28 protein-coding genes are annotated in these 24,333 nt (G+C 50.4%); 13 read left to right on the top strand and 15 right to left on the bottom strand.

Annotated features, from left to right (window positions below):
• Window positions 1-44: 44 nt before the first annotated feature.
• Window positions 45-947, bottom strand: a complete 903-nt coding sequence (locus F0L74_RS25585; RefSeq protein WP_149840751.1) for a helix-turn-helix domain-containing protein — start codon at window positions 945-947, stop codon at window positions 45-47.
• Window positions 948-1,079: 132 nt separating this feature from the next.
• Here F0L74_RS25585 and F0L74_RS25580 point away from each other — a divergent pair, with 132 nt between their 5' ends.
• The 4 genes from F0L74_RS25580 to F0L74_RS25565 all read left to right on the top strand — a co-directional run bounded on the left by F0L74_RS25580 (window position 1,080) and on the right by F0L74_RS25565 (window position 4,142).
• Window positions 1,080-1,736 (top strand): hypothetical protein, encoded by a 657-nt coding sequence (locus F0L74_RS25580; protein ID WP_149840750.1) that lies wholly within the window; start codon window positions 1,080-1,082, stop codon window positions 1,734-1,736.
• Between the two features lies 1 nt (window position 1,737).
• On the top strand, window positions 1,738-2,778 hold the full coding sequence (locus F0L74_RS25575; protein WP_149840749.1) for a sensor histidine kinase: 1,041 nt from the start codon (window positions 1,738-1,740) through the stop codon (window positions 2,776-2,778).
• Window positions 2,729-3,511 (top strand): LytR/AlgR family response regulator transcription factor, encoded by a 783-nt coding sequence (locus F0L74_RS25570; protein ID WP_149840748.1) that lies wholly within the window; start codon window positions 2,729-2,731, stop codon window positions 3,509-3,511. The genes F0L74_RS25575 and F0L74_RS25570 overlap by 50 nt, the downstream gene beginning before the upstream one ends.
• Before the next feature lie 109 nt (window positions 3,512-3,620).
• Entirely contained in the window at window positions 3,621-4,142 is a 522-nt protein-coding gene (locus tag F0L74_RS25565) for a hypothetical protein (RefSeq protein WP_149840747.1), read from the top strand.
• Window positions 4,143-4,207: 65 nt separating this feature from the next.
• Here F0L74_RS25565 and F0L74_RS25560 read toward each other — a convergent pair whose 3' ends face one another.
• A complete protein-coding gene (locus F0L74_RS25560) occupies window positions 4,208-4,801 on the bottom strand; it encodes an NADPH-dependent F420 reductase (RefSeq protein WP_149840746.1) in 594 nt (197 codons plus the stop codon).
• A gap of 83 nt (window positions 4,802-4,884) precedes the next feature.
• Window positions 4,885-5,499: a Crp/Fnr family transcriptional regulator gene (locus F0L74_RS25555; RefSeq protein ID WP_246197817.1), complete on the bottom strand. Its 615-nt coding sequence runs from the start codon at window positions 5,497-5,499 to the stop codon at window positions 4,885-4,887.
• Between the two features lie 111 nt (window positions 5,500-5,610).
• On the opposite strand from F0L74_RS25555, the gene F0L74_RS25550 reads away from it, so the two are divergent.
• Window positions 5,611-6,516: an NmrA family NAD(P)-binding protein gene (locus tag F0L74_RS25550; protein ID WP_149840745.1), complete on the top strand. Its 906-nt coding sequence runs from the start codon at window positions 5,611-5,613 to the stop codon at window positions 6,514-6,516.
• Here the strand turns inward: F0L74_RS25550 and F0L74_RS25545 are convergent.
• Together F0L74_RS25545 and F0L74_RS25540 are read right to left on the bottom strand one after the other, a co-directional pair.
• Window positions 6,513-6,896 carry a VOC family protein gene (locus F0L74_RS25545; RefSeq protein ID WP_149840744.1) on the bottom strand — a complete coding sequence of 128 codons (384 nt, stop codon included), beginning with the start codon at window positions 6,894-6,896 and terminating at the stop codon, window positions 6,513-6,515. The genes F0L74_RS25550 and F0L74_RS25545 overlap by 4 nt on opposite strands.
• A gap of 295 nt (window positions 6,897-7,191) precedes the next feature.
• On the bottom strand, window positions 7,192-7,611 hold the full coding sequence (locus F0L74_RS25540; protein WP_149840743.1) for an SRPBCC family protein: 420 nt from the start codon (window positions 7,609-7,611) through the stop codon (window positions 7,192-7,194).
• Between the two features lie 207 nt (window positions 7,612-7,818).
• Between F0L74_RS25540 and F0L74_RS25535 the strand changes: the two genes are divergently transcribed.
• Window positions 7,819-8,058: a hypothetical protein gene (locus F0L74_RS25535; RefSeq protein ID WP_149840742.1), complete on the top strand. Its 240-nt coding sequence runs from the start codon at window positions 7,819-7,821 to the stop codon at window positions 8,056-8,058.
• Here F0L74_RS25535 and F0L74_RS25530 read toward each other — a convergent pair.
• Entirely contained in the window at window positions 8,051-8,461 is a 411-nt protein-coding gene (locus tag F0L74_RS25530) for a hypothetical protein (RefSeq protein WP_149840741.1), read from the bottom strand. The two genes, F0L74_RS25535 and F0L74_RS25530, sit on opposite strands and share 8 nt — an antisense overlap.
• A 97-nt stretch (window positions 8,462-8,558) precedes the next feature.
• Between F0L74_RS25530 and F0L74_RS25525 the strand changes: the two genes are divergently transcribed.
• Both F0L74_RS25525 and F0L74_RS25520 read left to right on the top strand, forming a co-directional pair.
• Window positions 8,559-9,683, top strand: coding sequence for an epoxide hydrolase family protein (locus F0L74_RS25525; protein WP_149840740.1), 1,125 nt, complete (start codon window positions 8,559-8,561; stop codon window positions 9,681-9,683).
• Between the two features lie 75 nt (window positions 9,684-9,758).
• On the top strand, window positions 9,759-10,226 hold the full coding sequence (locus F0L74_RS25520; RefSeq protein WP_149840739.1) for a hypothetical protein: 468 nt from the start codon (window positions 9,759-9,761) through the stop codon (window positions 10,224-10,226).
• Here F0L74_RS25520 and ligD read toward each other — a convergent pair.
• Window positions 10,207-12,330, bottom strand: a complete 2,124-nt coding sequence (ligD, locus tag F0L74_RS25515; RefSeq protein WP_246197816.1) for a DNA ligase D — start codon at window positions 12,328-12,330, stop codon at window positions 10,207-10,209. The genes F0L74_RS25520 and ligD overlap by 20 nt on opposite strands.
• A gap of 153 nt (window positions 12,331-12,483) precedes the next feature.
• Between ligD and F0L74_RS25510 the strand changes: the two genes are divergently transcribed.
• Window positions 12,484-13,578, top strand: coding sequence for an aromatic ring-hydroxylating oxygenase subunit alpha (locus F0L74_RS25510; RefSeq protein WP_149840738.1), 1,095 nt, complete (start codon window positions 12,484-12,486; stop codon window positions 13,576-13,578).
• 6 nt (window positions 13,579-13,584) lie between these two features.
• A complete protein-coding gene (locus F0L74_RS25505; RefSeq protein ID WP_149840737.1) occupies window positions 13,585-15,006 on the top strand; it encodes an APC family permease in 1,422 nt (473 codons plus the stop codon).
• 6 nt (window positions 15,007-15,012) lie between these two features.
• Here F0L74_RS25505 and F0L74_RS25500 read toward each other — a convergent pair whose 3' ends face one another.
• The 4 genes from F0L74_RS25500 to F0L74_RS25485 form a co-directional block, all read right to left on the bottom strand.
• Window positions 15,013-16,113, bottom strand: coding sequence for a Gfo/Idh/MocA family protein (locus F0L74_RS25500; protein ID WP_149840736.1), 1,101 nt, complete (start codon window positions 16,111-16,113; stop codon window positions 15,013-15,015).
• Between the two features lie 415 nt (window positions 16,114-16,528).
• Window positions 16,529-17,590: a saccharopine dehydrogenase family protein gene (locus F0L74_RS25495; RefSeq protein WP_149840735.1), complete on the bottom strand. Its 1,062-nt coding sequence runs from the start codon at window positions 17,588-17,590 to the stop codon at window positions 16,529-16,531.
• A 53-nt stretch (window positions 17,591-17,643) separates the two neighbouring features.
• Window positions 17,644-18,387: an isocitrate lyase/PEP mutase family protein gene (locus tag F0L74_RS25490; protein WP_149840734.1), complete on the bottom strand. Its 744-nt coding sequence runs from the start codon at window positions 18,385-18,387 to the stop codon at window positions 17,644-17,646.
• An 84-nt stretch (window positions 18,388-18,471) separates the two neighbouring features.
• Window positions 18,472-19,263, bottom strand: a complete 792-nt coding sequence (locus tag F0L74_RS25485) for an SDR family NAD(P)-dependent oxidoreductase (RefSeq protein ID WP_149840733.1) — start codon at window positions 19,261-19,263, stop codon at window positions 18,472-18,474.
• Window positions 19,264-19,409: 146 nt separating this feature from the next.
• Here F0L74_RS25485 and F0L74_RS25480 point away from each other — a divergent pair, with 146 nt between their 5' ends.
• A complete protein-coding gene (locus F0L74_RS25480; protein WP_149840732.1) occupies window positions 19,410-20,396 on the top strand; it encodes a GlxA family transcriptional regulator in 987 nt (328 codons plus the stop codon).
• Window positions 20,397-20,523: 127 nt separating this feature from the next.
• Entirely contained in the window at window positions 20,524-21,402 is an 879-nt protein-coding gene (ygiD, locus tag F0L74_RS25475; RefSeq protein WP_246197815.1) for a 4,5-DOPA-extradiol-dioxygenase, read from the top strand.
• 121 nt (window positions 21,403-21,523) lie between these two features.
• On the opposite strand, the gene F0L74_RS25470 is transcribed toward ygiD, so the two are convergent.
• On the bottom strand, window positions 21,524-21,820 hold the full coding sequence (locus F0L74_RS25470; protein ID WP_149840731.1) for a hypothetical protein: 297 nt from the start codon (window positions 21,818-21,820) through the stop codon (window positions 21,524-21,526).
• Between the two features lie 297 nt (window positions 21,821-22,117).
• On the opposite strand from F0L74_RS25470, the gene F0L74_RS25465 reads away from it, so the two are divergent.
• Window positions 22,118-22,762, top strand: a complete 645-nt coding sequence (locus tag F0L74_RS25465) for a peptidase associated/transthyretin-like domain-containing protein (protein WP_149840730.1) — start codon at window positions 22,118-22,120, stop codon at window positions 22,760-22,762.
• A 15-nt stretch (window positions 22,763-22,777) separates the two neighbouring features.
• Here the strand turns inward: F0L74_RS25465 and F0L74_RS25460 are convergent, their stop codons facing one another.
• From F0L74_RS25460 to msrA, 3 genes are all read right to left on the bottom strand, one after another.
• Window positions 22,778-23,074, bottom strand: a complete 297-nt coding sequence (locus F0L74_RS25460) for a HigA family addiction module antitoxin (RefSeq protein WP_149840729.1) — start codon at window positions 23,072-23,074, stop codon at window positions 22,778-22,780.
• A gap of 16 nt (window positions 23,075-23,090) precedes the next feature.
• Entirely contained in the window at window positions 23,091-23,417 is a 327-nt protein-coding gene (locus F0L74_RS25455; protein WP_149840728.1) for a type II toxin-antitoxin system RelE/ParE family toxin, read from the bottom strand.
• Window positions 23,418-23,592: 175 nt separating this feature from the next.
• A complete protein-coding gene (gene msrA / locus F0L74_RS25450; protein WP_149840727.1) occupies window positions 23,593-24,243 on the bottom strand; it encodes a peptide-methionine (S)-S-oxide reductase MsrA in 651 nt (216 codons plus the stop codon).
• Window positions 24,244-24,333 lie beyond the last annotated feature (90 nt).

Raw genomic sequence — 24,333 nt, 5'->3', positions numbered from 1 at the left:
TAGCAATCCGGGCGATACTAAAACGAAAGCAAAAACTACAGAAATCAATCAATGGCTGTTTGGCGGAATTGTTTGGGCGTAGCGCCGGCCATATTCTTGAAAAAGGAGGAGAAGTGGTTGGGCTCTTTAAAGCCAAGGCTCCAGGCGATCTCGTTGACCGTCCAGTTGGTGCTTTTTAGCAGGATCCGGGCTTCCTGGAGGATGCGGTCGCTGATCAGCTTAGAGGTGGTTTGGCCGGTGGTTTCCCTGAGGGCCTTATTGAGGTGGTTAACGTGTACGTTCAGCTGGCGGGCAAATGCGGCGGGGGTGCTAAGCTGCAGTACCTGGTTGCTTAGCTCTATGGGGAACTGTCTTTCCAGCAGCTCCGCGAAGATGGCGGTGATCCTTTCTGCGGCGTTGGAGCCTGTCTGGGGATGGCTGGCAGCGGGTTGCATCTTTTGCGCCCCATGGATGACTTCCATGAGGAGGTTGCGCAGCAGATCATATTTATACTGGTAATCGCCCTGGAGCTCGTTCCACATTTTATCAAACAGCTCCTGGTATGGGGGCAGCTGTTGGGGGGAGAGGGGAACCACCGCGGTATCCGTGAACTGGAAAACGGGATAATCCTTTAACGGGCCAAAACGGCTGAAAAAGTCTTCCGTGAAGATGCAGACGTAACCGCTGTGTTTTTCGCTGATCCTTTCCCAGTTATAGGGGATCATGGGGTTGGTGAATACAAGCGCGGTGTCCTGTACTTCCATACATTTATCCGCGTAATGGATCTTACTATGACCCGTGACCAGGCTTACTTTAAAGAAATTGCGGCGGCTGTAATTGGGCTTATTATCGGGCAGCAGCAGGTCTTCCACCTTAAAGATGTTAAAGTGCCCTATCTCCTGGTGCATGGGCTCCATGGATTTGTTGAACACTTTATAGAATTGCTGCAGCTCTAATAAGTTTGTCATGGTGCAAAGGTACGAAAATCAAATAAAGAGCGGCAATGTCCTGTTTCCCCCGGAAATATCCCATTCCGCCGGAAATATCTTTTTACCGGGGCCGATAACGGTTGCTTTGTGGTGACTAAAACTTACCGGCTTATGGAAACGATCCATCACATCAACATCATCATACATGCCACAGCGGGCAGTATAGCCCTGGCAGCAGGTTTTATAGCGCTGCTATCCCGCAAGGGCGGCCATATGCATTTGCGGGCCGGCTGGACCTTTAGCTGGATGATCAGTATTGTGATCATCACGGGATTGGCGGGGATCCTGCTTTTTAACCGCAATAATTTTTTGCTGGTGATCACCCTATTGAGCGGTTATACCTGTTTTAGCGGCATCCGGGCTATCCGGCTCCGGGGAAGGCGGCCGGGGATCGTGGACCTGCTGGCGCCTGTGGCCGTAATGGCGGCCGGCATCTATTACCTGTATTATATGCATAGCCATGGCCTGTATTGGTCGCCGGTGGTTATTTATTCCACGCTGGGCGCGTTGTTCCTGGTAACGGTATATGATCTGCTTAAGCCCCTATTGCCTACAGGAATTCTAGCCAGGGCGGTGTTGTATGAGCATACCTATAAGATGGTGAGCGCGTTCAGCGCCATTACATCCGCGTTCACCGGTACGGTGCTGCCGCAGTATAAGCCTTATAGCCAGTTCCTCCCGTCTGTGGCCGGGGTGACTTGTATTATCATTACCTTTATTATGCTTGGTTATAAGCGTATTCCTTTACAAAGCAGCACCAGATTGTAATATGCGGCGGGCTATTTATACTTTACTGATCTGCCTTTTTACCGGGTTGGCCTTTGGCATATTCCTGTACTTTACTTATGATCACCGGCCGGTGCGCATCCTTACGCAGGTGGTTTCCTGTGTGACGATCGGGTCGCTGATGATGCTGGTTATTTATCAGCGGCGGTATTTTCTGCTGACGGTAGCCCATCCGGGCGTGCGGGCAGCTATTATGACGGCGGCGCTGATCCTTACTGCGCTGATAGGTACGGAAATAATCCTGTTATTGCAGACATTGTATCTGCCCGGCGCCGGTTACCATTTTCTGCAGGGTGGGAGCGTGTATATACTGAATATACTGGTGGTGCTGGTAATAGGCATCCCTGCTTATGTGAGCCTGGAATGGCAGCGTTCACTGGAAAACCGGATATCTGGCCAGGCATACCGGATGCTGCAGCTGGAGCGGCAACAGGCCGTTTTTGAGCTGGAATTGTTACGGGCTAAGATCAACCCGCATTTCCTGTATAATGTGCACAATACGATCGCGGGTCTTATCTCTAAAGATCCTGGTAAGGCGGAAACGCTGGTATTGCTGTTGTCGAAGTTCTTCCGGTTTACGCTGCATAAGAACAGCGCCACCTACCATACGGTTATGGACGAACTGGATATTGTGCGTACCTACCTGGATATGCAGCAGATAAGGTTTGAGCGCCGGATGCAGTATACTATTGACGCAGACCCGGGCACACTGTCGCTGCAGACCGCTTCGTTTGTATTGCAGCCTCTTGTGGAGAATGCGGTAAAACATGGGATAGAGGCCCGGGCAGCGGGAGGGGTGATCGATATTAAGATCAGGGTAGCGGGGGCTGCTATGGTGATCACGGTTGCTGATCCTGGGCCGGCATTCCCGGAGCGGCCCCATACCGGGGCGGGGTTACAGCTGGTGATGAATAAATTAAAGTTGTTGTATGCCGATGATTATAGTTTAACGTTTAATAATACGCCTGAGAAATATGTCCAGCTTACTGTCCCCATCCATCATCAAAACGTTGTTGGTGGATGATGAGGAAATAGCCATACACCGCCTGCGCAAAGCGCTGCTGGCCTACCCGGAGGTACAGGTCATTGGAGAGGCCATGGACGGGGCATCCGCTATTGAAGCCATTAACCGCCTGCGGCCGGACCTTGTTTTCCTGGATATACAGCTGCCGGGGTTTAATGGGCTGGAGATACTGCACCGGCTGAGTTATGTACCGCTGATCGTTTTTGTAACGGCCTATGAGGAGTATGCGGTGCGGGCTTTTGAGCAACAATCGCTGGATTACCTGTTAAAACCGGTAGAGGAAGAGCGGCTGGCGCTTACCATGCGGCGGGTGGCGGAAAGAAAGGCGCCGGCAGCGGATATACTGCAACAGCTGCAGCAATTGCAGGCGCTGCTACAGGAACGGCGGACAGAGGACCGCATCAGCACCATACCGGTAAAAACAGGGAATAAGATACAGCTGGTGCCTGTGGGGGAGATCTGTTTCTTTGCCGCCAATGATAAATATGTACAGCTGCATACCTACCAGGAGACCAGGCTGGTGGAGTACCCGCTTAATTACCTGCAAACCCGTTTGCCGGCGGAGTTTGTACGCATACACCGCAGTTTTATCATCAATAAGCTGCAAATAAAAGAGCTGCATAAATACTTTAAGGGCACCTATGTAGTGATCATGAATGATGCGAAAGAAACGCGTATTAAAACTGCCTACTCCTATGCGGAAGCTGTTAAGACGCAGCTGTTAACCCCCTGAGCAACGATAACCCGGTATTTGTAAATACCTATAAACCGGTATTGTCAGCCCCGGCGCTGCCTGTTAATTTCAGGCAGCAAAAGATCACCTTATTTTTATGATGAAAAACATGCGTAAAGTTTTGTACGGCCTGCTGTTATGCGCGGTAGCAGCGGCATTGCCGGCCTGTAAGAAGGATGACAATAATGGCCCTGGCGAACCGGAGGGAAAATCATTCATAAGGGCTAAAGTGGATGGTAAGCTGACTGATTTTGCTTTTAGTGTGAAGGCCCACCGGGATGTACGTAATATGGTTAGCGTAGTGGGTAGTACCAATGGCCCGGAAGAGAATAGCGAGAACATTCAGCTGGCCATTCTTGACGGGCCGGCGCCGGTAGCGGCAGGTACCTATAACCTGGATGGCGGAGTGACCACCATGGTCGTTATCTATAGTATCTATAAGCAGGCCAATGGCGGTACGAGCCAGGATAACTATACTGCTTCCACATTGTCTGCGGTTACAACGGATGCATTTGTTATTACTATTAGCTCCATTAACGATAAGGAGGTGAAGGGTACTTTTGGGGGAACGGTGAGCGGCACTAAGGTGATCAAGATCACCGAAGGTGAGTTTTCTGCGCCGTTTGAATAGTTGTTTAAAAACAAAGAAGATCCCGCGGGTTGTATGGCCTGCGGGATCTTTTTATTTGTGGCTGTTTATGCCTTTCTCAGCAGGTTGAGGGCTGCCAGGGGGCCTTTGGCCTGTTGCAGCTTACCGCCGGTGGCCAGGGAGCCCAGGTTTACCACGCTGAAGCCCAGGGTTTCAATGATCTCCGCTATTTCCTTATTAGTATCTGCATGGTTGCCGGAGATGAACAGCACGCGTTTGCCGGCAGGTTCCTGCGGATCCAGCTCCAGCACTTTGAAGTACAGGGTATTGAATGCCTTTACCAGGCGGGCGCCGGGTATATGATCCAGTACTACTTCGCTGGAGGCGCGATCGCCGATATTATCCAGCTGGAAATCTGGTGCATAGGTAACGAAATGGTTGGTAGCGTCGAGGACGATGCGGTTATGCCAGTTTGTTAAGTCTTTAAGGGTGGATAGTTGTGACCAGGGCATGGCCAGGATCACGATATCTGCCTGGGCTGCCTGGGCGGGTGTGCCGGTGGTGGCGCCGGGTACGGTTCCCTTTAACTCCTCAGGGTTTTTACGGCTGCTGATCATGACCGGGTAGCCGGCTTTTATCAAATGTGCGGCTACTGCTTTGGCGATATTGCCAGCGCCTATAATTCCGAATGTTTTCTTCATAAAATTCGTCTTTTAGTACTGCAAAGGTACCGGGTTGAGGAAGGGGCCGCATTGATATTTGATAAGAAATAGCTTGATAAATATCAATGGGTGGGTGGTTGGGTATTGGCGGTCTGTTTGCGTACGCGGCTCAGGGTTTCTGCGGAGATGCCCAGGTAAGCGGCTATCATGTGCTGGGGTACACGGGAAGCGAAACCTGGGTATTGGGTGATAAAGTTCAGGTATTGTTCCTGGGCGGTATAGCTGATGACGGCGTGGATGCGCTTTTGGGCAGCGATGGAGTTCTTTTCTGCAATGTCTTTTACCATTTCCGCGATGGCGGGGATCTCTTTGCAGACCGCTTCAAAATCTGCTTTTTTTATGAGCAATATGATGCTGTCTTCGATGGCGTCGATATTAAAGATGGAGTTGTTGCCTGTGAGCAGGCTTTCGCGGTCGCCGGCCCACCAGTTCTCTGCTGCGAAGCTGATGATATGTTCATCGCCTTTTTCATCTACAGTATAGGTGCGCAGGCAGCCCTGGATGATGAATGCATAGTGTTTCCATACTTCGCCTTCCTGGAGGAGGTATTGTTTCTTCCGCAGCTTTTTGATGGTGCAGATCGCGGCGATACGGTCCCATTCCTGGTCTGTGATGGTTACCCTGCTTCTAATATACTCTTTGAATGCGTTTAACACCGTTGTACAACGTTTGGGCAAAGATAACGGCATTTGCCGGGGTCTTGATATTTGTCAAGGTTTTTCTTAGCAAATGTCATAGTTGAAAAGCGGACCGCCTGCTAGTTTTGCGGGGCAAAATCAATAGATGATATGTTAAGTCAGGATAAAGTTATACTGGTAACCGGGGCTACCGGTACGCAGGGAGGGGCAGTAGCTGCTGCGTTGTTAAAAAAAGACAACCGTGTGCGGATCATGACCCGTGCGGCCTCCAGGTATACGGTTGGCGCTGTTGCGTTGGAAAGCGCTGGTGCGGAGGTAGTAATAGCAGACCTGGAAGATATGCCCTCGCTGGAGGCGGCGCTGGCCGGCGTACACGGGGTATATTCCGTGCAGGGGATGGATAATGGCACAGATTCCGAAAGACGGCAGATCAATACGCTGGTGCGTGCAGCGGAGAAGATGGATGTGGCGCATATCGTACATGCATCTGTTTGTCAGACCGGTAATCACGAGCAGTTCCCTGGCTGGCAGGAACACCGTTGGGACCGGAAATACTGGATGGATAAACATTATGGGGAAGAGGCCGTGCGCAAGTCTGCCATTCCGCACTGGACCTTGTTACGGCCCGCCTTTTTTATGGATAATTTCCAGGGGGCTAAGGCGGCGTTCCTGTTTCCCGGTCTGGACCGGGAAGAGCTGTTAACGGGTATCAATACTACCGCGCGGCTACACCTGATAGCCGCGGATGATATTGGGACGTTCGCCACCGCGGCATTCAATAATATGCCCCTGTTTGACCGGCAGGTAATTGACCTGGCGGGCGATATGCTGACCATTACGGAGATAGCAGCCGGTTTGCAGGCGGTAACGGGCAGGCCCGTTAATACGATGCATCTGAGCGAAGCGGCGTTTGTGCAGCGGGGTATGGACCCGGCATTTGCCAATTTTAATGAATGGATCAACCAGGTGGGGTACCGGGTAGATATGGAAAGGTTGCGGCAGTATGGCCTGCCGCTGACCTCTTTCCGGCAGTGGCTGGAACGTTATATGCGTTAGTCTTGCTGCGTGGGTGAATATTTTACAATGTCTATCCCTATACCGTTGGGGTCTTCGATGGCAAAATGCCTGTCGCCCCAGGGCTCATTACGGATCCCGATCTTAATGGGTACGCCTTTCTTTTGGAGCTCGTTATAGAGTTTGTCTACATCGTCCACTTCGATGGTGAGGTACATACCTTGTCCCTGGAAAGGCTTTTGGAACAGGGGTTGCTGGGAGGGATGGCCGGGGAGCAGGAAGCTGATCTCCGCCTCCTGGCCGGGTGTGTGCATGAGCAGGTAAAATTCGTTTTCGAAGGTAACGCCAAACCGGAGGATACCGGTGTAGAAGGCTTTGGTGGCTGCGAGTTTTTCGGTGATAATGCCTGCGTTCAGTTTCATAGTGTTTTTTTGTGTTTGTGCATATAGGTTTGCCGTAAAGCAAAGCAGTGTGATGAAGACAGGTAAACGTTTCATTTAATGCTGTTTTGATGCTACAAAACTGCGGCTTATCCTGCTGATAAGATCGTAAAAATCGGTCAAAGTTGTTAATAGCGTTTCATCAGGCCACCGGAATGTGGTTGTACGGCCGGTTGTACCGGGGTGTAGAGTTGTCTGATGGCTTCGAGCATGGCGTGGTTGGCGGTGCGTTATAACTGAGCCGTACAGCAGCATGCTGCTATACGGCTGCAATAATTTAATGTTGTTCTACATATTTCCTGAAATTATCCAGGATGGCTTGCCAGCCGCTTTGCTGCATTTCGCGGGAGTGGGTGGCTTCCGGGTCAAAGGTTTCCACTACCTCTGTAGTATCGCCATTGCCGGTGAAGGTTACGTTTACGGTGCGGCCGTCTCCCATGGTGTAGGCAATCAGCTGATGATCCTGTACATTGGTGTAGGTGCCGCCAAAATCAAAGCCCCAACTGCCGTCCTTGGCTTCCATCCGGGAGCTGAAAGTACCGCCGGTCCGCAGGTCGTTTGTAGCGGTGGGGGTATGCCAGTCATCGGAAGCCTGGTTCCATTTTGTGATGTGCTCCGGCAGGCTCCAATATTGCCATACCTTTTCTACGGGTGCGTTGATAGTAGCCTGAATAGTGATGGGCGACTGATTTTCCATGATGCTATAGTTGTTGGTTAGATAATCTTTTCAAGCCGTGGTTTCCTGCGGCTAAATTTAAGGTATTCATGGTTAAAATAACCAGCGGGGTATATTAAAAAATTGTTCAGTCAGCCCTTGCCGTTTTGTAGACACATTTGCCCGTGATGTATATTGCTATTATCCGGTGTTGGCCATCAGGGTAATTTTGGGATAAATGACCAGCATATGAAAGCAGCAACGCAAAGAAAGATCATCCGGTGGATACATATTATACTGAGCATACCCATACTGGGGTACATCTACGGGCCGGTAGCGAGCATGCCGGCGGCAGCCAATGCCGTACGGTTTGTGTTCCTGCCGGTGGTCATTATCAGCGGCTTCTGGATGTGGCTGGGGCATAAGTTGCGGAAGAAGGGTAAAGGAGTTGTTAAGGACGCTGGCAAAGTGATGGCTGCGGTTATGTAAGGAAGATCTCTTCCCGGGTAAGATCATAACAGAGGTTCTGCAGCTGGTGCACATGTACAAGCGGGCGTCCATAGGGCAGCAGGCCGTTCTTGGCGGCGGTGAGGGGCTGGAAGCAATCGCCGTCGTTACGGATATAGATACTGTCCTTGTGGTTATACCTGAAGGAGAACACGTTCTCATCTTCCCCATATTCTTTTTCTCCGGGCAGGAATCCAAAGCCCATCAGGTGATCGATGTCCAATACGATAGGGTTCACCTTTTGCAGGGCTATTTTGCTCTTTGGCAGGATAGTACTATATACGTTTCCTTCCAGGATACCTTCTACCCGGAAGATGGTCTCTACCATATACAGATCATAATACCAAACCAGGTTGCCAATCCGGATATCTGTTTCATCCACCATAATACCTGTAATTATACTGCGAGTATACTTATATATTCCGGTTCCGCAAAGCCCATAGTGATTGGCAACATCTTTGAAGCTTTTGTGAAAAAGCGTTATGATACAGCCATTTCGGATACATATTGCGGATGCGGTACTGGATGATCTGCGGGCGCGGCTGGGGCGCACCCGCTGGCCGGACTTTATTGAGGCCGGCGGCTGGCAGCACGGCGTATCGTCCGCCTATATGCAGGACCTGATAGCGCACTGGGCGCATGATTTTGACTGGCGCGAACAGGAAGCGAGGATGAATGCGTATCCGCATTTTATAGCAGAGATCGAAGGGCATACCATTCATTTCATGCATATACGGGCCAAAGGGCAGCAGGCGATACCGCTGCTGATCACGCATGGATGGCCGGGCTCTTTCCTGGAGATGCTGGATATTATCCCCTTACTGACGGCGGAAAACGGGCTTTGTTTTGACCTGGTGATCCCCTCGCTGCCCGGATTTGGCTTTTCGAAGGAAGTACCGCAGGAAGGGATGAATACCGCCCGTATTGGCGGTTTATGGGCGCAGCTGATGGAAGAGCTGGGATATGAACAGTACCTGGTACAGGGCGGGGATCTGGGCGCAGAAATATCGACCCAGCTGGCGTTGCAACAGCCGGAGCGGGTACTGGGGCTACACCTGAACTATATTCCTTTCACCTACCGGCCTTACCTGCCGCCGGGGGCGTCCTTAACAGAGGCGGAGCAGGCCGCGCTGAAAAAGACGGCCGCGTTCTTTAAGCAGGCAGGGGCCTATGCGCAGGTACATATCACCCAACCTTTAACACTGGCTTATGGGCTGAGCGATTCACCCGCCGGGCTGGCCGCCTGGATGCTGCAGATATTCAAGAACTTCTCTGACCCGCGGAAAGAACTGTCACAGCTTTTTGAGCGGGACGCGTTACTGGCTAACATCACCCTGTATTGGGTAACAGGAACCATCCATTCCTCTATGCGGTTATACAGCGCAGCACAGCCGCTGGTACTGGGTAAAGACCAGTTTGTGCGCGTACCTGTGGGCGTAGCGCATTATCCGTACCCGGAGAGTTTTCCTGCCAGTGAATATGTATCACGGGGGTATAATCTGCAGTATTGGGAGGAGATGCCGGCAGGGGGTCATTTTGCCGCTATGGAGCAGCCCGGTTTATTTGCGGCGGATGTACGGGCTTTTGCAGAACAGGTGGTACCATAGGGCAAATTTGTTAAATATATCCGTTCCGCCGGTTTGCTTGTAAATACGCAGTATCTTGCGGCCCATCGTGTATTTATGCAGCCCTTTACCGTATTAGTATTTTCAGGCCTTTTCCTGCTGAGCGCCTGCGCCGGCAACGAATCCACCTCTACCACCACCTTTGACGACAGCGCTGTTACCATGCAGGATGCCGTTACGGATACCGATTCCCTGATGGCCGCCAGGTATGCCCCGGTGAGCAAACGGTTCAAATCGTCCGAGATCATCAACAGCGCCTTTCCAACCGCTCATATCCTGGGCACCTGGACCCACTCCCTGGATGAACCAGGCTGTGATTTCCTGATCAATGCGCAAGCATTTATGTATTGCGATTATGACGGTAACGGGGAACGTTTGTACCGTATTGAGGCGGACAGCATTTTCCTGGACGAGGCGGCAACCATCCGCAAGGGGCGTATACTGATCGCCAGCGGCGATACATTGGCCATCCGCTGGGATGAGCTGCGGGACATGCCTGATACGCTTATCCGCTGGCGGAATTAAACGCGCTTTCCAGTTGCTTTAAAGCTTTATCCATATTAATGCCCCGGCCCAGTACGGGCTTAAAGAGATCGCCTTCCTGCTGCAATCTTGCGATAGCGTTACGGATGGTGAAATCCTTCATTTGCATGCCTTTTTTTACTTCATCCCAGTAGAGGGGCATGGACACGGTAGCGCCGGGCTTGGGTCGCAGGGAATACGGCGCCGCAATGGTTGCCTGTGGGCGGTTCTGCAAAAAATCCAGGTACATTTTACGGTTCCGGTTGGCGGTTTTGCGCTCTATGGTGGTGAAACCCGGGATCTCCGCGTGTACCAGCTTTACGATGATGCGGGCAAATTCCTTGGATTGCTCATACGTATATTTAGCGCCCAGGGGTATGTAGATGTGTATGCCCGTGGAGCCGGAGGTTTTTGGATAGGAGGGAATGCCTGCCGCATCCAGCACCTGTTTGGTGACCTGTGCGGCGGCTATTACCTGGTCAAAAGTGGTTTTATCAGGATCCAGGTCGATCATACACCAATCCGGGTTATCCGGCTTTTGTACGCGGCTGCTCCAGGGGTTCATCTCTATACAACCCAGGGAGGCAATGTAGAGCAGGCTGGCCTCGGTGGTGCATACCAGGAAGTTTTTATCCCGGTGATCCGCATCGCTATGATAGGGGAATTGGGCCAGCCAGTCCGGTACCTTACCGGTAACATCTTTCTGGTAAAAGCTTTCGCCGTTGATGCCATTGGGGTGGCGGTTAAGCGACTGCGGCCTGTCCTTCATATAGGGCAGCATATAAGGCGCTACCTGGTAGTAATAATTGAGCATATCCCGTTTAGTGATCTTTTCCTTTGGCCAGAAGATCTTATCCAGGTTGGTGAATTTAAGATCGTGGCCGCCTATGTTTCTTACCTGTGTTTTCTCTGAAGGGTTTAAGAATGTTTTGCGGGCTGCTTTGGCGGAGGGTTGGAGGTATTTTTTAGCGTCGTCTTTTTTAGCTTTTTTAGGCAGCACTTTTTTAAGGGGTACTTCTTTTTCGAGGATGACCTGGCCAGGCGCTTTGTCTTCGCGCATGCCCTCGAAGGAGGGATGGCGCATAACGCCGTCTGAGGTCATTTCCCGGAAGCTCACCTCACAGACCAGGCTGGGTTTAAGCCAGGTAGCGGTTGCCTTGGGCGGATTGGGCCTGAAACGGGATGGTTTATTAACGTCTGGTACAGTAGTGAAAGGGCATGTTTTGGTGGCCAGGGGTTTGAACTGCTGCATAAGGGATTGTTGCAGCTTATCATTAAAGCCGGTGCCTATCTTTCCCGTGTATTGGAATTTACCATTTTCAAATACGCCTACCAGCAGGGAGCTGAATGGTTTGCGGGAGCCTTCGTTACGGGTGTAGCCGCCTATGACCACTTCCTGGCGCTGGCTGGTCTTGATCTTGAGCCAGTCGCGGCTGCGCTCTCCGGGAAGATACAGGCTGTCTGCCCGTTTGGCGATCATCCCTTCCAACCCTAACTTTTTGGCTACGCCAAAAAACTCCGTGCCGGAGGTATCGAAGCTTTGGCTGAAACGGATAATACCATCCCCAGGAAGATGTTTTTGCAACAGGGCCTTTCGTTCGGAAAGAGGTTGTTGGGTAAGGTCCTTGCCATTGAGCCAGAGCAGGTCGAAGACATAGAAGATCAGCTGTCCATCGGCCTCGCTGCGCCATCCCTGCAGGGCGCTGAAATCAGACAGGCCCTGTTCGTTGATGACGATGATCTCCCCGTCTACAACCGCCCGGATGGGCCAATGCTGCACCGCTTCATACACGGGATAGAATTTATCATTGAAGGATTTATTGTTGCGGGATTTGAGCTCCACTTCTTTTTTGTTGATGAAGGCAAGGGTGCGGTAGCCGTCCCATTTTATTTCGTAGAGCCAGCCGGGCGCATCGAAGGGCTGATCTGTAAGGGTGGCCAGCATGGGAGTGAGTTTGGTAGGCAGGGGGATGCTTTTTTCCGTGGCCGCCTTACGGTTGGATGCAGCCGTTTTAGCGCCGGCCTTTCGGGAGGCAGCGGTTGTTTTGCTGGCCGTTTTCTTTGTGGTCCGGGCCTTTGCGGTGGGCTTTTTTGCGGTGGTGCTCATGGGCGCGCTTTTGTATAATACCGTTAAATACGTGCCGGAATTTTTGCGCCGGGAGCGGGATGGTGAAGCGGGCCAAACCGTTGGGATTTTTCTACAGTCAGGAGAAGGGGGGCATAATAATGCTTATCTTCCTGTATAAAATTGTTTCCCGTTATGTCCCGCTTCTTCGTTGATCCCGATATTGCCCAGGCCAGGACGCTCCATACCGGCTTTTACACCGATCCGGCAGTATATGCGGCTGCGAAAGAAAAGATCTTTGCGCGCACATGGCAGCTGGTGGGCGACGTGCACCTGGTGGCCGCTACCGGGGACTGTTATCCCTTCACTTTACTGGAAAAATACCTGGATGAGCCGCTGGTGCTTACCAAAGATAAAGGCGGGCAGATCCGCTGTCTTAGCAATGTGTGTACGCACCGCGGTACGCTGGTGGTAGATAAGCCCTGTACGCTGCCGCATCTGCGTTGCCGGTATCATGGGCGGCAGTTTCAGCTGGATGGGCGTTTTCATTCCATGCCGGAATTTAAGGAGGTAAAAGATTTTCCCAGTGCGGCGGATGATCTGGTTTCCCTGCCATTGTTCCAATGGGGACCGCTGCTGTTTGCCAGTCTGCAGGCGGACCTTCAGCCCGCGCCTTTCCTGCAGGATATGATCAACCGGGTAGGATGGCTGCCTTTAGATGAATTTGTATTCAGCCCGAAGCGGTCCCGCGATTATATAGTAAAAGCCCATTGGGCGCTGTATTGTGAGAATTACCTGGAGGGGTTTCATATCCCTTTTGTACATGCGGGGCTGAATACGGTGATCGATTTCGGGAACTATACCACAGAGCTGTTCACTTATGCCAACCTGCAGCTTGGGATTGCCAAGGGGGAAGAAGATTGTTTTGACCTGCCGGCCAGTTCACCGGATTATGGCAAACAGGTAGCGGCCTATTATTTTTTTGTGTTCCCCAACATGATGTTTAATTTCTATCCCTGGGGCTTAAGCGTCAATATTGTGCAACCTGTATCTATGGAAGAGTGCCGGGTATCCTTCCTTACCTATGTGTGGAAAGAGGCGCTTTGCGGCAGCGGCGCCGGTGCAGACCTGGACACCGTAGAGCTGGAGGACGAAGCCATTGTGGAGGCCGTGCAGCAAGGCGTAAAAGGCCGCTTTTATACGCAGGGGCGTTATTCCGTGACCCGGGAACAGGGCACACATCATTTTCACCGCATTATTGCCGCATTTATGGACACCTCACCATCCTGATCTCATATGCCAGACGCCCCAAAAATCAGCCATACCATTGGTTTCTGGGCCGCCACTGCTGTGGTGGCCGGCAGCATCATAGGCTCCGGCATTTTTATGAAGCCGGCCACCATGGCTGCGCAGGTAGGGCATCCGGTGTGGCTGGCGCTAACCTGGGTGATAGCCGGGGTGTTCTCTTTATTTGGCGCATTTATTTTTGCGGAGATGGGGACGATGCTTCCCCGGACGGGTGGGCTGTATGTATACTTTCAGCATATGTTTGGCGATTTTGTCGCTTTCCTGTATGGCTGGGCGGGGTTTGCGGTGATCAATTCCGCCTCGGTAGCTGCTATCTCCTTTGTGTGCGCCCAATATGCGGATTATTTCCTGCACCTGCCAAGATTGCCGGCCGTTACGGAGCAATCCTGGATCTGGCATATCCCTTACCTGGGTAACCTGTATCCCCTGCAAAACCTGGGCGTAAAGGCGCTGGCCATTGTGCTGGTATTGCTGCTTACCTTCCTGAATTACCGGAGCGTAAAGGGCAGTAGTGCGTTGCAGGTGATCTCAACCTTTATAAAGATAGCGGCGATAGCGCTGCTGGTGCTGGGCATCTTCTTTTCCGGTAAAGGCACTACACAACATTTTATTACGCCATCGCCGGCGGCCCCGGAGGGCTGGAGCCTGCTGGGCGGTATTGTAACGGCCCTAACGGGCGCTTTTATGGCTTATGACGGTTGGATCAACGTGACATTCATCAGCGGGGAAATAAAGGCCCCACAGCGTAATATACCACGTGCGCTGATCACAGGCGTATTGATCTGCCTTGGTATATACCTGCTGGTAAACCAGGCTTACCTGTATGTGCTGCCGGTGGATGTAATGGCGAAGTCGCCGCTGGTAGCTGCAGATGCTATTGCGGTGGCCCAGGGTGTTACGGGCAGTGCTGTTATAGCCGCGCTGATCGTGATCTGTACGCTGGGGGCGGTGAATGGTAATACGATGTCCATATCACGGGTGACTTATGCCATGGGGCGGGATGGGCTGTTCTTTGCCTGGGCGGGTAAAACGCATCCACGGTATCAGACACCGGGTAATGCGTTGTGGCTGCACGGTATCAGGTCCGCTATATTGATCTTCAGCGGCTCTTTTGATATGCTGGCGGATATGTTCACGTTTGTGGCCTGGGTGGCCTATCTGCTGGGTGCTATCGGCTTTTTTGTGCTGCGCCGCAAGATGCGGGACAGTATCCGGCCATACCGCTGCTGGGGCCACCCGGTGATACCGGTGCTGTTTATCGCATTTGCCGCTTTTTATGTGGTAAGTACTATCTGGAATGATATCCTGTTATACCAGCAGGGAAGAACGCCGGTGATCAATTCCCTGCTGGGGTTGTTGCTGACGGCATCCGGTATACCGTTGTACCTGTATTTTAAGCGGCAGCGTTGACGACCGTTATACACTCTCTTTTTGTCCGCTGGCGGCTGATCTGTAAATAGCTTCTACGATGCGGATATCGCGCAGGCCTTCTTCGCCCGGTACCAATACCGGCTTTTTCTGCATAATGGCAATGGCGTCATCATCCATTTGTTTTGCCTGCTGGAAAGGCACTTCGTACGGATGATTGATCTGGCCCAGGGGGCTGCTGCCTTTAACGCCGTTGTAGGCGGAGTAGGGGGCCAGGTTTATATCGCCTTTTTCACAGTTAATGTTCATGTAGTTGATATTTTCTCCGAAGCTGGTCTTGATGTTGGCGATAACGCCGCCGGGGAACAGGAGTGTGGCGGTGGCGGTTTCGTCGAGGCCGTTCTTGTAGATCTCCGGGCGGGTGGTGGATGTTTTGGCGGAGAGTACCGCCTCCGGCTCCATACCGGTGCCCAGGCGGGCGCCCTGGATGGCGTATACCCCCATATCATACATAACGCCGCCACCCATTTCCTTTTTTTGTTTCCAGTGATTGGTACGGTCATCACGGTAGCCGGCGGCACAGTTTACATCGGTTACCTTGCCCAGTTGCTGCTGTTTAATGATGCGGCGGTATTCCTGGGTGTTGGGCTCGTGCTGCAGGCGGTAGCCGATGGAAAGCAGCCGTTTGTTCTTTTTGCAGGCGTCTATCATGGCCTGGCATTCGGCTGCGTTGATGGCCATGGGTTTCTCGCACCAAACATGTTTGCCGGCATTAGCGGCCCGGATCACGTATTCCTTATGCATGGAAGGGGGCAGCACCACGTATACCACGTCTATATCCGGGTTATTGGCGATCTGGTCAAAGTTTTCGTAGTTGTAGATATTCTTGTCCGGGATGTTGAATTGTTGTTTCCAGGTAACTGCCTTGGAAGGGGTGCCGGTAACGATACCTGCCAGGTAGCAATGTTTTGTTTGTTGCAGGGCGGGGGCCAGCAGATCCGTGCTGTAATAGCCCAATCCTACGAGGGCTACGCCCAGGCGGTCTTTTTTCTGGTAAGCGGCGGATAGTATGGTGTTGGGGGCCAGGAGTATAACGCCACCGCCGGTGGCCAGTGTTTTCAGGGCTTGCCTGCGGGTAATGGAGCTCATTGTTTTCCGGATTTTAGGTTTGTTTGGAATGTATGCTCAGTCCAGTAACGTATCTTTGTGTGTCTTCCCTAAGATAATAGATTTTGGGTCTTTTATCAAGCGTTAAATAGTGTGTGGCCTTATACCTGTTTTCCTTCCTGTTTTTATTGCGAGTGCGTGGTGAAAAGGGAGGTAAGGAGATGAGGCATGGAACGGTGAGGCCTACGGTAGCGGCGGAGTTACCGGGAAGTGGGAACAATTTGAAAGGGGGAACGGGTTACCGTGTAAAACCCGGCAAAAGGCCACGCATGGTCAAACATCCAGGGCGTATTGGAATACGGGTGGATGGGTTGTATTTGCAGGCGAAGGGGTTATTACGGCATGTGACGCCGCATTGTGATGAACTGCAGCGGGCGGGGTAAGAGATGATGGAGGGTTATTGCAGTATTTCGCGCTGTACGGCGGGGAGTTCCATCACCAGGTCAGGGCCGTAGGCGCCGGCGGGTGTTTGGTAGCCGGTGGTGTACTGTCCTTCGAGGATCTTGCGGGTGATATGCAGTACGGCGTAAGCGGTGAGGTCATAGGCTTCCGGCGTGCGGAGGCGGGCAGTGGCCGTTTGACCGTTGGCGTTAGTGGCCTGTCCCCAGATGATGCTGATGGATTTGCGGCGCATTTCATCATCCGGTCCGGGTGGGCGGCGGGCAACCTGCTTTTTGACGAAGTTACGCAGCCAGGAGGTGCGTAGCAGGCCGTTAAAGAGAAACTGGAATTTTAGTAACCAGTATGCCGCTTGCGGTACGGAGGTGTAGGAACGTATATCGGGAATGCCGGTGGTATAATATGCGCTGGCAATATCGCCCCAGGGCAGGCTCATTACAAAGAGCCGCTTTACCCCAAAGTCAATCCATTTACCTTTTTTGCCTAAGGGCTCGCTGACGATTGCGCCATTTTTACGGACGGCGCCAGGCTCGCCCATTTTTAGCACGCTGTTGACGGCCGTGCCATGGGAAAGTGTGCTGCCCAGGATGGTGAAAGCCAGTTCGAGACGTACGGCATCGGGTAAACGTTGTTTGAGGAAGAGCGCCAGGCAATCTGTGGGCACTACGTCAAAACCAGCGCCGGGCAGCAGCATAACATTGGCCTGTTTGGCGGCGGCATCGTAGCGGTGTAACATTTCGTAGATGGCGAGATCGCCGTTAAGATCGAGATAGTGTGTGCCGGTCTGTAAACAGGCTTCCACCATCTGTTTGGCGGTGTAGTCATATGGGCCGGCTGCGTGTACAACAACGGGTACTTCGCGGAGGGCTGCCAGGAGGGTTGGGGTATCGTCCAGGTCAATTACTTTGTAGGGGAGATTGAGCCGGGTGGCCAGGGGTTGTAGTGCAGCTTCGCGCCTGCCTGCGAGGATGGGGTATAAATTATACTGGGCGGCATACCGGGCTATTAGTTCGCCGGTATAACCATAGGCGCCATAGAGGAGGAACGAGTTGTTTTGCATGGTGGGAAAGTACGAAAAAGTATGGTGGCAAGGCCAGACCCGGCTTCAAAATGTTAGTATAAAGGTGCAAATGATTGATCCGTTTCGATATTCCTGATCACCTTTTCTAAGTGACTGTAGGTCGCTTTATATAGCAAAACAGCCATACTGATACGCTTTACGCCACTTTTAGCAAGCGCTTCAATGGATGGAAGCTTAGGTCCGCCTACGACGTTTACCGGCAGTGTGACTGCGGCAGTTATTTCCTTAATGAGTGCGATATCTTGTACGCCGGTAACGAATAATCCATCCGCGCCTGCATCCTTATATAACTTTGCCCTTCTCAACGTTGTTTCCAAGGGAGCGTCCAATTTCTGTAAGAAGCCATCGGTTCTGGCATTTATAAACAGGTTATGATTATTTTTTGTTAGATAGTTTTTAACGCTGTTCAGCTTTTTGAGGTATATATCTTCGCCTTGGGCGTCTTCAAGGTTGATGCCTGCAATGCCAATGTCAATCAGTTTTTGAATATTTTCATTTAATCGGGTAAGATCATCGGTATATCCTCTTTCCAGATCAATGGACAAGGGAATGTTGATGGAGGATGTTATCCTTTGAACTACGTATAATAGTTCGCTAAATGGGATTTTTTCACCATCCGGATAGCCTAAGGAATCCGCAATGGCTCCGCTTGATGTCGCGATAGCAGCGTATCCATTATTTTCAATGATCTGCGCACTTTTTACGTTCCATGCGTTTGCAATAATCAGTGGTTTTTCCTGGTGGTGTAATTGAAAGAATTTTTCGTAATTATTCATATTCGTCTATTTAGATGCAGTTATATGATCGTTATACGGGAACAGCCATCGCGTTTGGGCGTTTCCGGGCAAGGGGATGACCACTTAATCGGCAATGGTTCCCATACTCATATTGACAATGGTTCCTGTCATAGCGCTTGCACGGTCCGAGGCCACAAATGCAGCGACTTCTGCCATTTCTTGCAGCGATGGAAGCTGTTTGCGATGGGTGCCTTTTTCAATGATGTCACGGAACTGCTCGCGGGTGATCCCATTGGCATTTGCATGGAGGCCGTATACTTCTTTTATAGTATCACTGTCTGGCATACCCTGCGGACGAAGCCCTACCGCCCTGACGCCCCGCGGGCCAAGTTCTGCGGATAGGTTCCTGATCAGCGTTTCTTCTGCCGCCATTGCGACTGCCACGCCACCCATATGTGCAATAGCCACACGGGAGGGGCTGGAGGTAACGGTCATAATGACGCCGGAACCATTTGCAGCCATATGCTTTCCGGCAATCCGTCCGGTTAAAAAGTTGGACTGTACATGCGAGAGGATAGGCGCCATAAACTGGCTGACATCAAGATCGACAAGCGGAACGCCCTGTAAGGTTGTATTACGCAGGCCGATCGCGTTGAAAGAAACATCGACGTTTCCCACTTTGGCGATGACTTGATCAAGGTGTTGTATTATTGCCTGCTCATCGAGCGCATCAACTTCCGCAGCTTCAGCATAGCCACCGGCCCCGCTGATCTTTTCCGCCACCTGATCAATTTTCGCTTTATTACGACCTGTTAAGAAAACCTTTGCACCTTCACGGGCAAAAGTCGCTGCAATGGTGCTGCCAACGGCACCGCCGGCGCCATAAATAATGGCAATTTTGTTTGCTAATAACATAACTGTGATTGCTGTTAAGTATAAATGTCTGATGTGAATGAGGCAAAATTAGTGTCTATAATGCGGATCTAGATGCTGTGAAATAGACAATTACATGTGTCAATTTGGACAAGTTATAATTGTACATTTGTTCAAAGTGATGTAAGATGAAACAAGTGACTATCGTCGTTCCGTCAGGAAATGTTAACCTGAGCAGTATAATGGGGACGTTGGAGATCCTCAATGGAGCTGATGCGTATTGGCAAAAAACGGGGAACAGCCCCGGCATTGAGGTTTCTGTGGCAGGAGCGCTGTCAGAGATAAAAGGGGGTGGTCGCTTTTATTCGCTTCATCCAGTTGACATCAGGGAAATCAGGAAACACGACCTGGTGATTATCCCGTCTGTTACCGATCCGGGTGGTTTTGACCGGTTAATCAGCAATAACAAAACGCTTATTGAATGGCTTGCGCTGCAATATAAAAATGACGCGGAAATAGCCAGTATCTGCACGGGGGCATTCTTATTGGCTGCCACGGGTTTGCTGGAGGGAAAGAAGTGTTCCACGCATTGGCATGCCGAGCGCGATTTCAGGAGATTGTTTCCCGGTATTGATCTGCATATCGACAAGTTGTTGATCGCAGGACAAGGGTTATACACCAATGGTGGCGCTTTCTCCTTTTTGAACCTGGCATTACTGTTAGTAGAGCGATATTTTGACCGGCAAACAGCTATTTATTGCTCAAAGGTTTTTCAAATTGATTTCGATAGAACATCGCAATCGTCTTTTGCCATTTTTCAGCCAGAAAAGGACCATCAGGATGAATTGATCGGCAGGGCTCAAACTTACCTGGAAGAAAACCTGCGTGAGAAAATTTCTTTTGAAAAGCTGGCAGCTAAACTGGCTATCAGCAGGCGAAATTTTGACCGGCGCTTTATCAAGGCCACCGGTAATACGCCGGTTGAATATATGCAGCGGGTAAAGATGGAAGCTGCCAAAAGCTTATTGGAAAGAGGCCGGAAAAATATCTTTGAGATCATGGATGAAATCGGTTATAATGACGAAAGGGCTTTCAAAGAAGTTTTTAAAAGAATAACCGGTTTGTCCCCATTAGGTTATAAAGAGAAATTTAATAAAGAAAGTGTTTTTTCTTAAAGGTCACTACGTCAGGCGTGGATGACGGTTACGAGGAAAACCCGCGTTGGAATCGGTTTTTATGCAGGAATTGCCGGAATAAGTTTGGTCTATAAGAAGGATTACCTTTGCAGCGTAAACATCAGCTTTGGATCGCAAGGATTTTATACGGAAAATAACAGGAGTTGCCGCCATGGTATCATTACAATCATTCAGGAATTTTACAGACGGGTTGGGAGAGCAGGACCGGATGATGCCGGTATTGTTTATCGGGCACGGATCGCCGATGAACGGGATAGAAGACAATACGTTCAGTGAGCGCTGGGCGCAGATGGGGGAGGAGCTACCGGTACCCGCCGCGGTACTGGTGATATCTGCCCACTGGCTGACCCGTGGCACGCATATCACGGCGATGGAGCATCCGCGTACGATCCATGATTTTGGCGGGTTTCCGCCGGCATTACATGCCGTACAATATCCTGCGCCCGGTGATCCGGTACTGGCAAAGGCAACGCAGCAGCTGATCACGAAAACGGAGGTAGGTCTGGATCATGAATGGGGGCTGGACCATGGTACCTGGACGGTAGTGCGGCGTATGTATCCGGAAGCCCATATCCCGGTGCTGCAATTAAGTATAGACTATCATCAGCCGCCTCAATACCATTACGAACTGGCCAAAGAGCTGGCGGCGCTGCGTAAAAAGGGCGTGCTGATCATTGGTAGCGGCAATATGGTGCATAATCTGCGCATGGTGGCCTGGGACCGGATGGATCGTCCGGAATACGGGTATGACTGGTGCATTGAGATGAATGAACTGTTCAAAAAACATATCCTAGACGGGAACCATCAGGCACTGATCGACTATGAAAAGCTGAGTAAATCCGCCAGGCTGGCGATACCTACGCCGGACCATTACTTCCCGTTGCTGTATACGCTGGCGCTGCAAACATCCGGGGAACAGCCGGTGCTCTTCAATGATAAGGAGCTGTTAGGCTCGCTGACCATGACTTCTGTTAAGATCGGTTAGCCCGTTCGATCCGGCACAAAGAGGCAGTAGCCTATGACTATTGTCAGGACTGGTTAAACGCACTATTTCAAACTAATAGGTTGTCAGCTTCGCTGATCATGATGGCTGTCAGATCGGTTAATTAGTGTGTACGGAAATAAAAATAGATAGCAACTGCTATGCTCAGTAGGATAATGAAGATCATGATCAAGCCCTGTGTCCGGGGCTTTCTAACGGCGTCTTTGAGACCGCGGGCGGCAAGTAAGGCTTCCACATTGGCCCTGGCCAGGCGTATAGAAGACCGGATGCCGGTCTGCCGGTGCTTTTCGTCCCAATAATATTTAATGCCCTGCAATAATCCCTGGTGCAGACAGATCTCAATGGTTTTCTCTTCGATAGTGCTATTGATGCTTTCAGTTGTAGTTGACTGCTCAAGCATAATGTGACTAGTTTTTTAAACGTGGTAACTGCTAATTTGCCTCTATAAGATAACCAATTTATTATTTCCAGCCTGAATTTTAACACTATATGACGTGTTGTGATTTTTTGTTAACTGTAGCTGATTGGTTTTATTTTTATTATACAACGATTTTAGGGGCGCTCATATACCTGTATGGACGGGTGTTTTTTGCCTTATACCTGAAAACCGGTAGTCCTAAATAGTAATTTACCGGTAATGGCGGAAAGGCTGATAATGTCTAGGTTTACATCCTCAAACCAGATCGATTGTTTAACCATGAAAATTGTGAATACACCCGTGAGAGGATCCCTGCTGTTTATCCTGCTGCCGTTAATACTGACAGGTTTTGTAACAAAGGCGCAATATGTAGAAAAGGAGCGCGACGATACTGTGCGCATTTATTGCCAAACGCGTTTTGATACGCTGGAAGCCAAAAAGGCATTGGCAAGGGGTACTGGCGCTATTAAAGGCGTAGCGTTTACCAGGCCTGTAACTGGAACGTACGGATTTAAGTCGCCGCTGGTGAAACGGATGTTCGCCAATAAGATGAAGGTCTTCCTGTTTCCGCTGACGCCGTATATGGAAGAATATATTTCGCTGAAGAAGAAGAAGGAGAAACCGAAGAAGCTGAGATATGTTTATATGGACCCGAATGCGTGGCGTTTCCGGTTAGAGGCGATCACGAATAGTGATGGGGAGTTTACCTTCCCGGACATGAAGCCGGGAAAATATTATGTGAAAGGCATATTAAACTGGACAACTACCGGTTACTATAATGAATATACCGGCAGTGGTTATGATGGGTATGGCCAGATCAATTATTTTGAGCGGAAGTATTATGATGTGAATCATGCGGATCTTTTGGAGGAGTATGTGGAGGTGAAGGAAGAAGGAGAGGTGGTGAAGATCAAGTTGAAGTGAGGGGGTGGATAAGGACTAAGCGGTATGTTTGTAGGGCTTAAGGTGGAGTTTCCTGATCTTTTCTTCGGCTTTTTGGAGATCATATTTGGTTTGTAGCTGTACCCAGATATCTGCGGTGCCGCCAAAGACGGTAGCGATGCGTACAGCCATTTCCGGGCTGATAGCGGCCCTTTCGTTTACGATGTTGGAAATAGCGATACGGGATACGCCCAGGAGCTGTGCTACTTTTGTAACGGTTAGCTGTTGTGCGGTAATGATCTCGTTCCGGAAAAGCCTGCCCGGGTGTAGGGGCGGCATAGCACGCTTTGCCATGGTGGTGTGTTTTAAGTTAATGATAGTCAATGTAGTCTAAATTATAGGCATGCTCTCTATCAAAGCAGAAGATTACACGCCAGTTTTCTTTTACTGTTAAGCTCCAATACCCTTTAAGGTTTCCTTTTAAAGGGTGGATCTTCCAGGATTTATAAAATTCAAAATCTGCAGGCACATATACGGCGCTATCAATTACTTCCAGCATATCCTCTATCCGTTCTACCTGGTCTGCGGGTAACCGATAACCTTTTTCTCCTTCCCAAAGCAAACGCAATCCTTTGTGTTTGATAGTTTTTATCATAAAAACCGGTGTAAAGTTACGCTTATCATCTGATAATGGCAACAGGTTAACTTTTTTGTTTGCTAAAACATACGATTATTTAGCAGGGCCGGTTTGGAAAGTGGATAAAAATATGCGGTAATTGGGGGAAATGGACTGGCGTTAGACATGTTAGCGGCATAAAAAAAGGGCATATCAACCTGATATGCCCTTTTCCGTTATATTATGTATTTATTAATTAATTGTGCTTCAGCTTATCCTTGAACACCTTCTTAAATTTCTCCAGTTTGGGTTTTATCACATAGTAACAATACGGCTGGGAGCCGTTCTGGTTATAATAATTCTGGTGATAATCCTCTGCCGGGTAGAAGTTATTCAAGGGGGAGATCTCCGTTACGATCGGTTTATCGAAGGCGCCGGATTTGGTCAGCTTATCCTTATAATATTCCGCTTTTTTGTGCTGGTCTTCGTTATGATAAAAGATCACGGAGCGGTATTGGGTGCCTACATCGTTACCCTGGCGGTTAAGCTGGGTAGGATCGTGGCTTTGCCAGAAAGCTTCCAGCAGCTCATCGTAGGTTACTTTAGCCGGATCGTAGGTTACCTGTATCACTTCTGCATGGCCGGTGGCGCCGGTGCATACTTCTTCGTAGGTGGGATTGGCTACGGTGCCGCCAGCGTAACCGGATTCAACCTTTGTTACGCCATCCAGGTATTGGAACTGGGCTTCCGTACACCAAAAACAGCCTCCGCCAAATGTTGCTTTTTCTAACTTTGTGTCCTTAGGAGCGTCCATATCATCGGGTACTTTGTCTTTGCTGGCATTTTCCTGTGCGCATGCAATCATGGTAATGGCCAGCAAACTGCTTAAAAATGAGAGTCTTAACATAAATGAATTTATTGCCGGATACGTAAATTACGATAATGGCGATGCTTTAGATCGTCAAGTTAAGTAACTTTAACATTCTTTTAGATTTAA

Source organism: Chitinophaga agrisoli (assembly GCF_008386695.1).
Lineage (GTDB): Bacteria > Bacteroidota > Bacteroidia > Chitinophagales > Chitinophagaceae > Chitinophaga > Chitinophaga agrisoli.
The sequence above is the reverse complement of the archived record's forward strand: the minus strand, read 5'-3'. Positions and strand labels throughout refer to the sequence as shown.

What these genes read in the sequence shown, in the direction of transcription:
- F0L74_RS25585 (WP_149840751.1), bottom strand. Translation starts at nt 947, where the DNA reads ATGACAAACTTATTAGAGCTGCAGCAATTCTATAAAGTGTTCAACAAA.
- F0L74_RS25580 (WP_149840750.1), top strand. Translation starts at nt 1,080, where the DNA reads ATGGAAACGATCCATCACATCAACATCATCATACATGCCACAGCGGGC.
- F0L74_RS25575 (WP_149840749.1), top strand. Translation starts at nt 1,738, where the DNA reads ATGCGGCGGGCTATTTATACTTTACTGATCTGCCTTTTTACCGGGTTG.
- F0L74_RS25570 (WP_149840748.1), top strand. Translation starts at nt 2,729, where the DNA reads ATGTCCAGCTTACTGTCCCCATCCATCATCAAAACGTTGTTGGTGGAT.
- F0L74_RS25565 (WP_149840747.1), top strand. Translation starts at nt 3,621, where the DNA reads ATGCGTAAAGTTTTGTACGGCCTGCTGTTATGCGCGGTAGCAGCGGCA.
- F0L74_RS25560 (WP_149840746.1), bottom strand. Translation starts at nt 4,801, where the DNA reads ATGAAGAAAACATTCGGAATTATAGGCGCTGGCAATATCGCCAAAGCA.
- F0L74_RS25550 (WP_149840745.1), top strand. Translation starts at nt 5,611, where the DNA reads ATGTTAAGTCAGGATAAAGTTATACTGGTAACCGGGGCTACCGGTACG.
- F0L74_RS25545 (WP_149840744.1), bottom strand. Translation starts at nt 6,896, where the DNA reads ATGAAACTGAACGCAGGCATTATCACCGAAAAACTCGCAGCCACCAAA.
- F0L74_RS25540 (WP_149840743.1), bottom strand. Translation starts at nt 7,611, where the DNA reads ATGGAAAATCAGTCGCCCATCACTATTCAGGCTACTATCAACGCACCC.
- F0L74_RS25535 (WP_149840742.1), top strand. Translation starts at nt 7,819, where the DNA reads ATGAAAGCAGCAACGCAAAGAAAGATCATCCGGTGGATACATATTATA.
- F0L74_RS25530 (WP_149840741.1), bottom strand. Translation starts at nt 8,461, where the DNA reads ATGGTGGATGAAACAGATATCCGGATTGGCAACCTGGTTTGGTATTAT.
- F0L74_RS25525 (WP_149840740.1), top strand. Translation starts at nt 8,559, where the DNA reads ATGATACAGCCATTTCGGATACATATTGCGGATGCGGTACTGGATGAT.
- F0L74_RS25520 (WP_149840739.1), top strand. Translation starts at nt 9,759, where the DNA reads ATGCAGCCCTTTACCGTATTAGTATTTTCAGGCCTTTTCCTGCTGAGC.
- ligD (WP_246197816.1), bottom strand. Translation starts at nt 12,330, where the DNA reads ATGAGCACCACCGCAAAAAAGCCCACCGCAAAGGCCCGGACCACAAAG.
- F0L74_RS25510 (WP_149840738.1), top strand. Translation starts at nt 12,484, where the DNA reads ATGTCCCGCTTCTTCGTTGATCCCGATATTGCCCAGGCCAGGACGCTC.
- F0L74_RS25505 (WP_149840737.1), top strand. Translation starts at nt 13,585, where the DNA reads ATGCCAGACGCCCCAAAAATCAGCCATACCATTGGTTTCTGGGCCGCC.
- F0L74_RS25500 (WP_149840736.1), bottom strand. Translation starts at nt 16,113, where the DNA reads ATGAGCTCCATTACCCGCAGGCAAGCCCTGAAAACACTGGCCACCGGC.
- F0L74_RS25495 (WP_149840735.1), bottom strand. Translation starts at nt 17,590, where the DNA reads ATGCAAAACAACTCGTTCCTCCTCTATGGCGCCTATGGTTATACCGGC.
- F0L74_RS25490 (WP_149840734.1), bottom strand. Translation starts at nt 18,387, where the DNA reads ATGAATAATTACGAAAAATTCTTTCAATTACACCACCAGGAAAAACCA.
- F0L74_RS25485 (WP_149840733.1), bottom strand. Translation starts at nt 19,263, where the DNA reads ATGTTATTAGCAAACAAAATTGCCATTATTTATGGCGCCGGCGGTGCC.
- F0L74_RS25480 (WP_149840732.1), top strand. Translation starts at nt 19,410, where the DNA reads ATGAAACAAGTGACTATCGTCGTTCCGTCAGGAAATGTTAACCTGAGC.
- F0L74_RS25470 (WP_149840731.1), bottom strand. Translation starts at nt 21,820, where the DNA reads ATGCTTGAGCAGTCAACTACAACTGAAAGCATCAATAGCACTATCGAA.
- F0L74_RS25465 (WP_149840730.1), top strand. Translation starts at nt 22,118, where the DNA reads ATGAAAATTGTGAATACACCCGTGAGAGGATCCCTGCTGTTTATCCTG.
- F0L74_RS25460 (WP_149840729.1), bottom strand. Translation starts at nt 23,074, where the DNA reads ATGGCAAAGCGTGCTATGCCGCCCCTACACCCGGGCAGGCTTTTCCGG.
- msrA (WP_149840727.1), bottom strand. Translation starts at nt 24,243, where the DNA reads ATGTTAAGACTCTCATTTTTAAGCAGTTTGCTGGCCATTACCATGATT.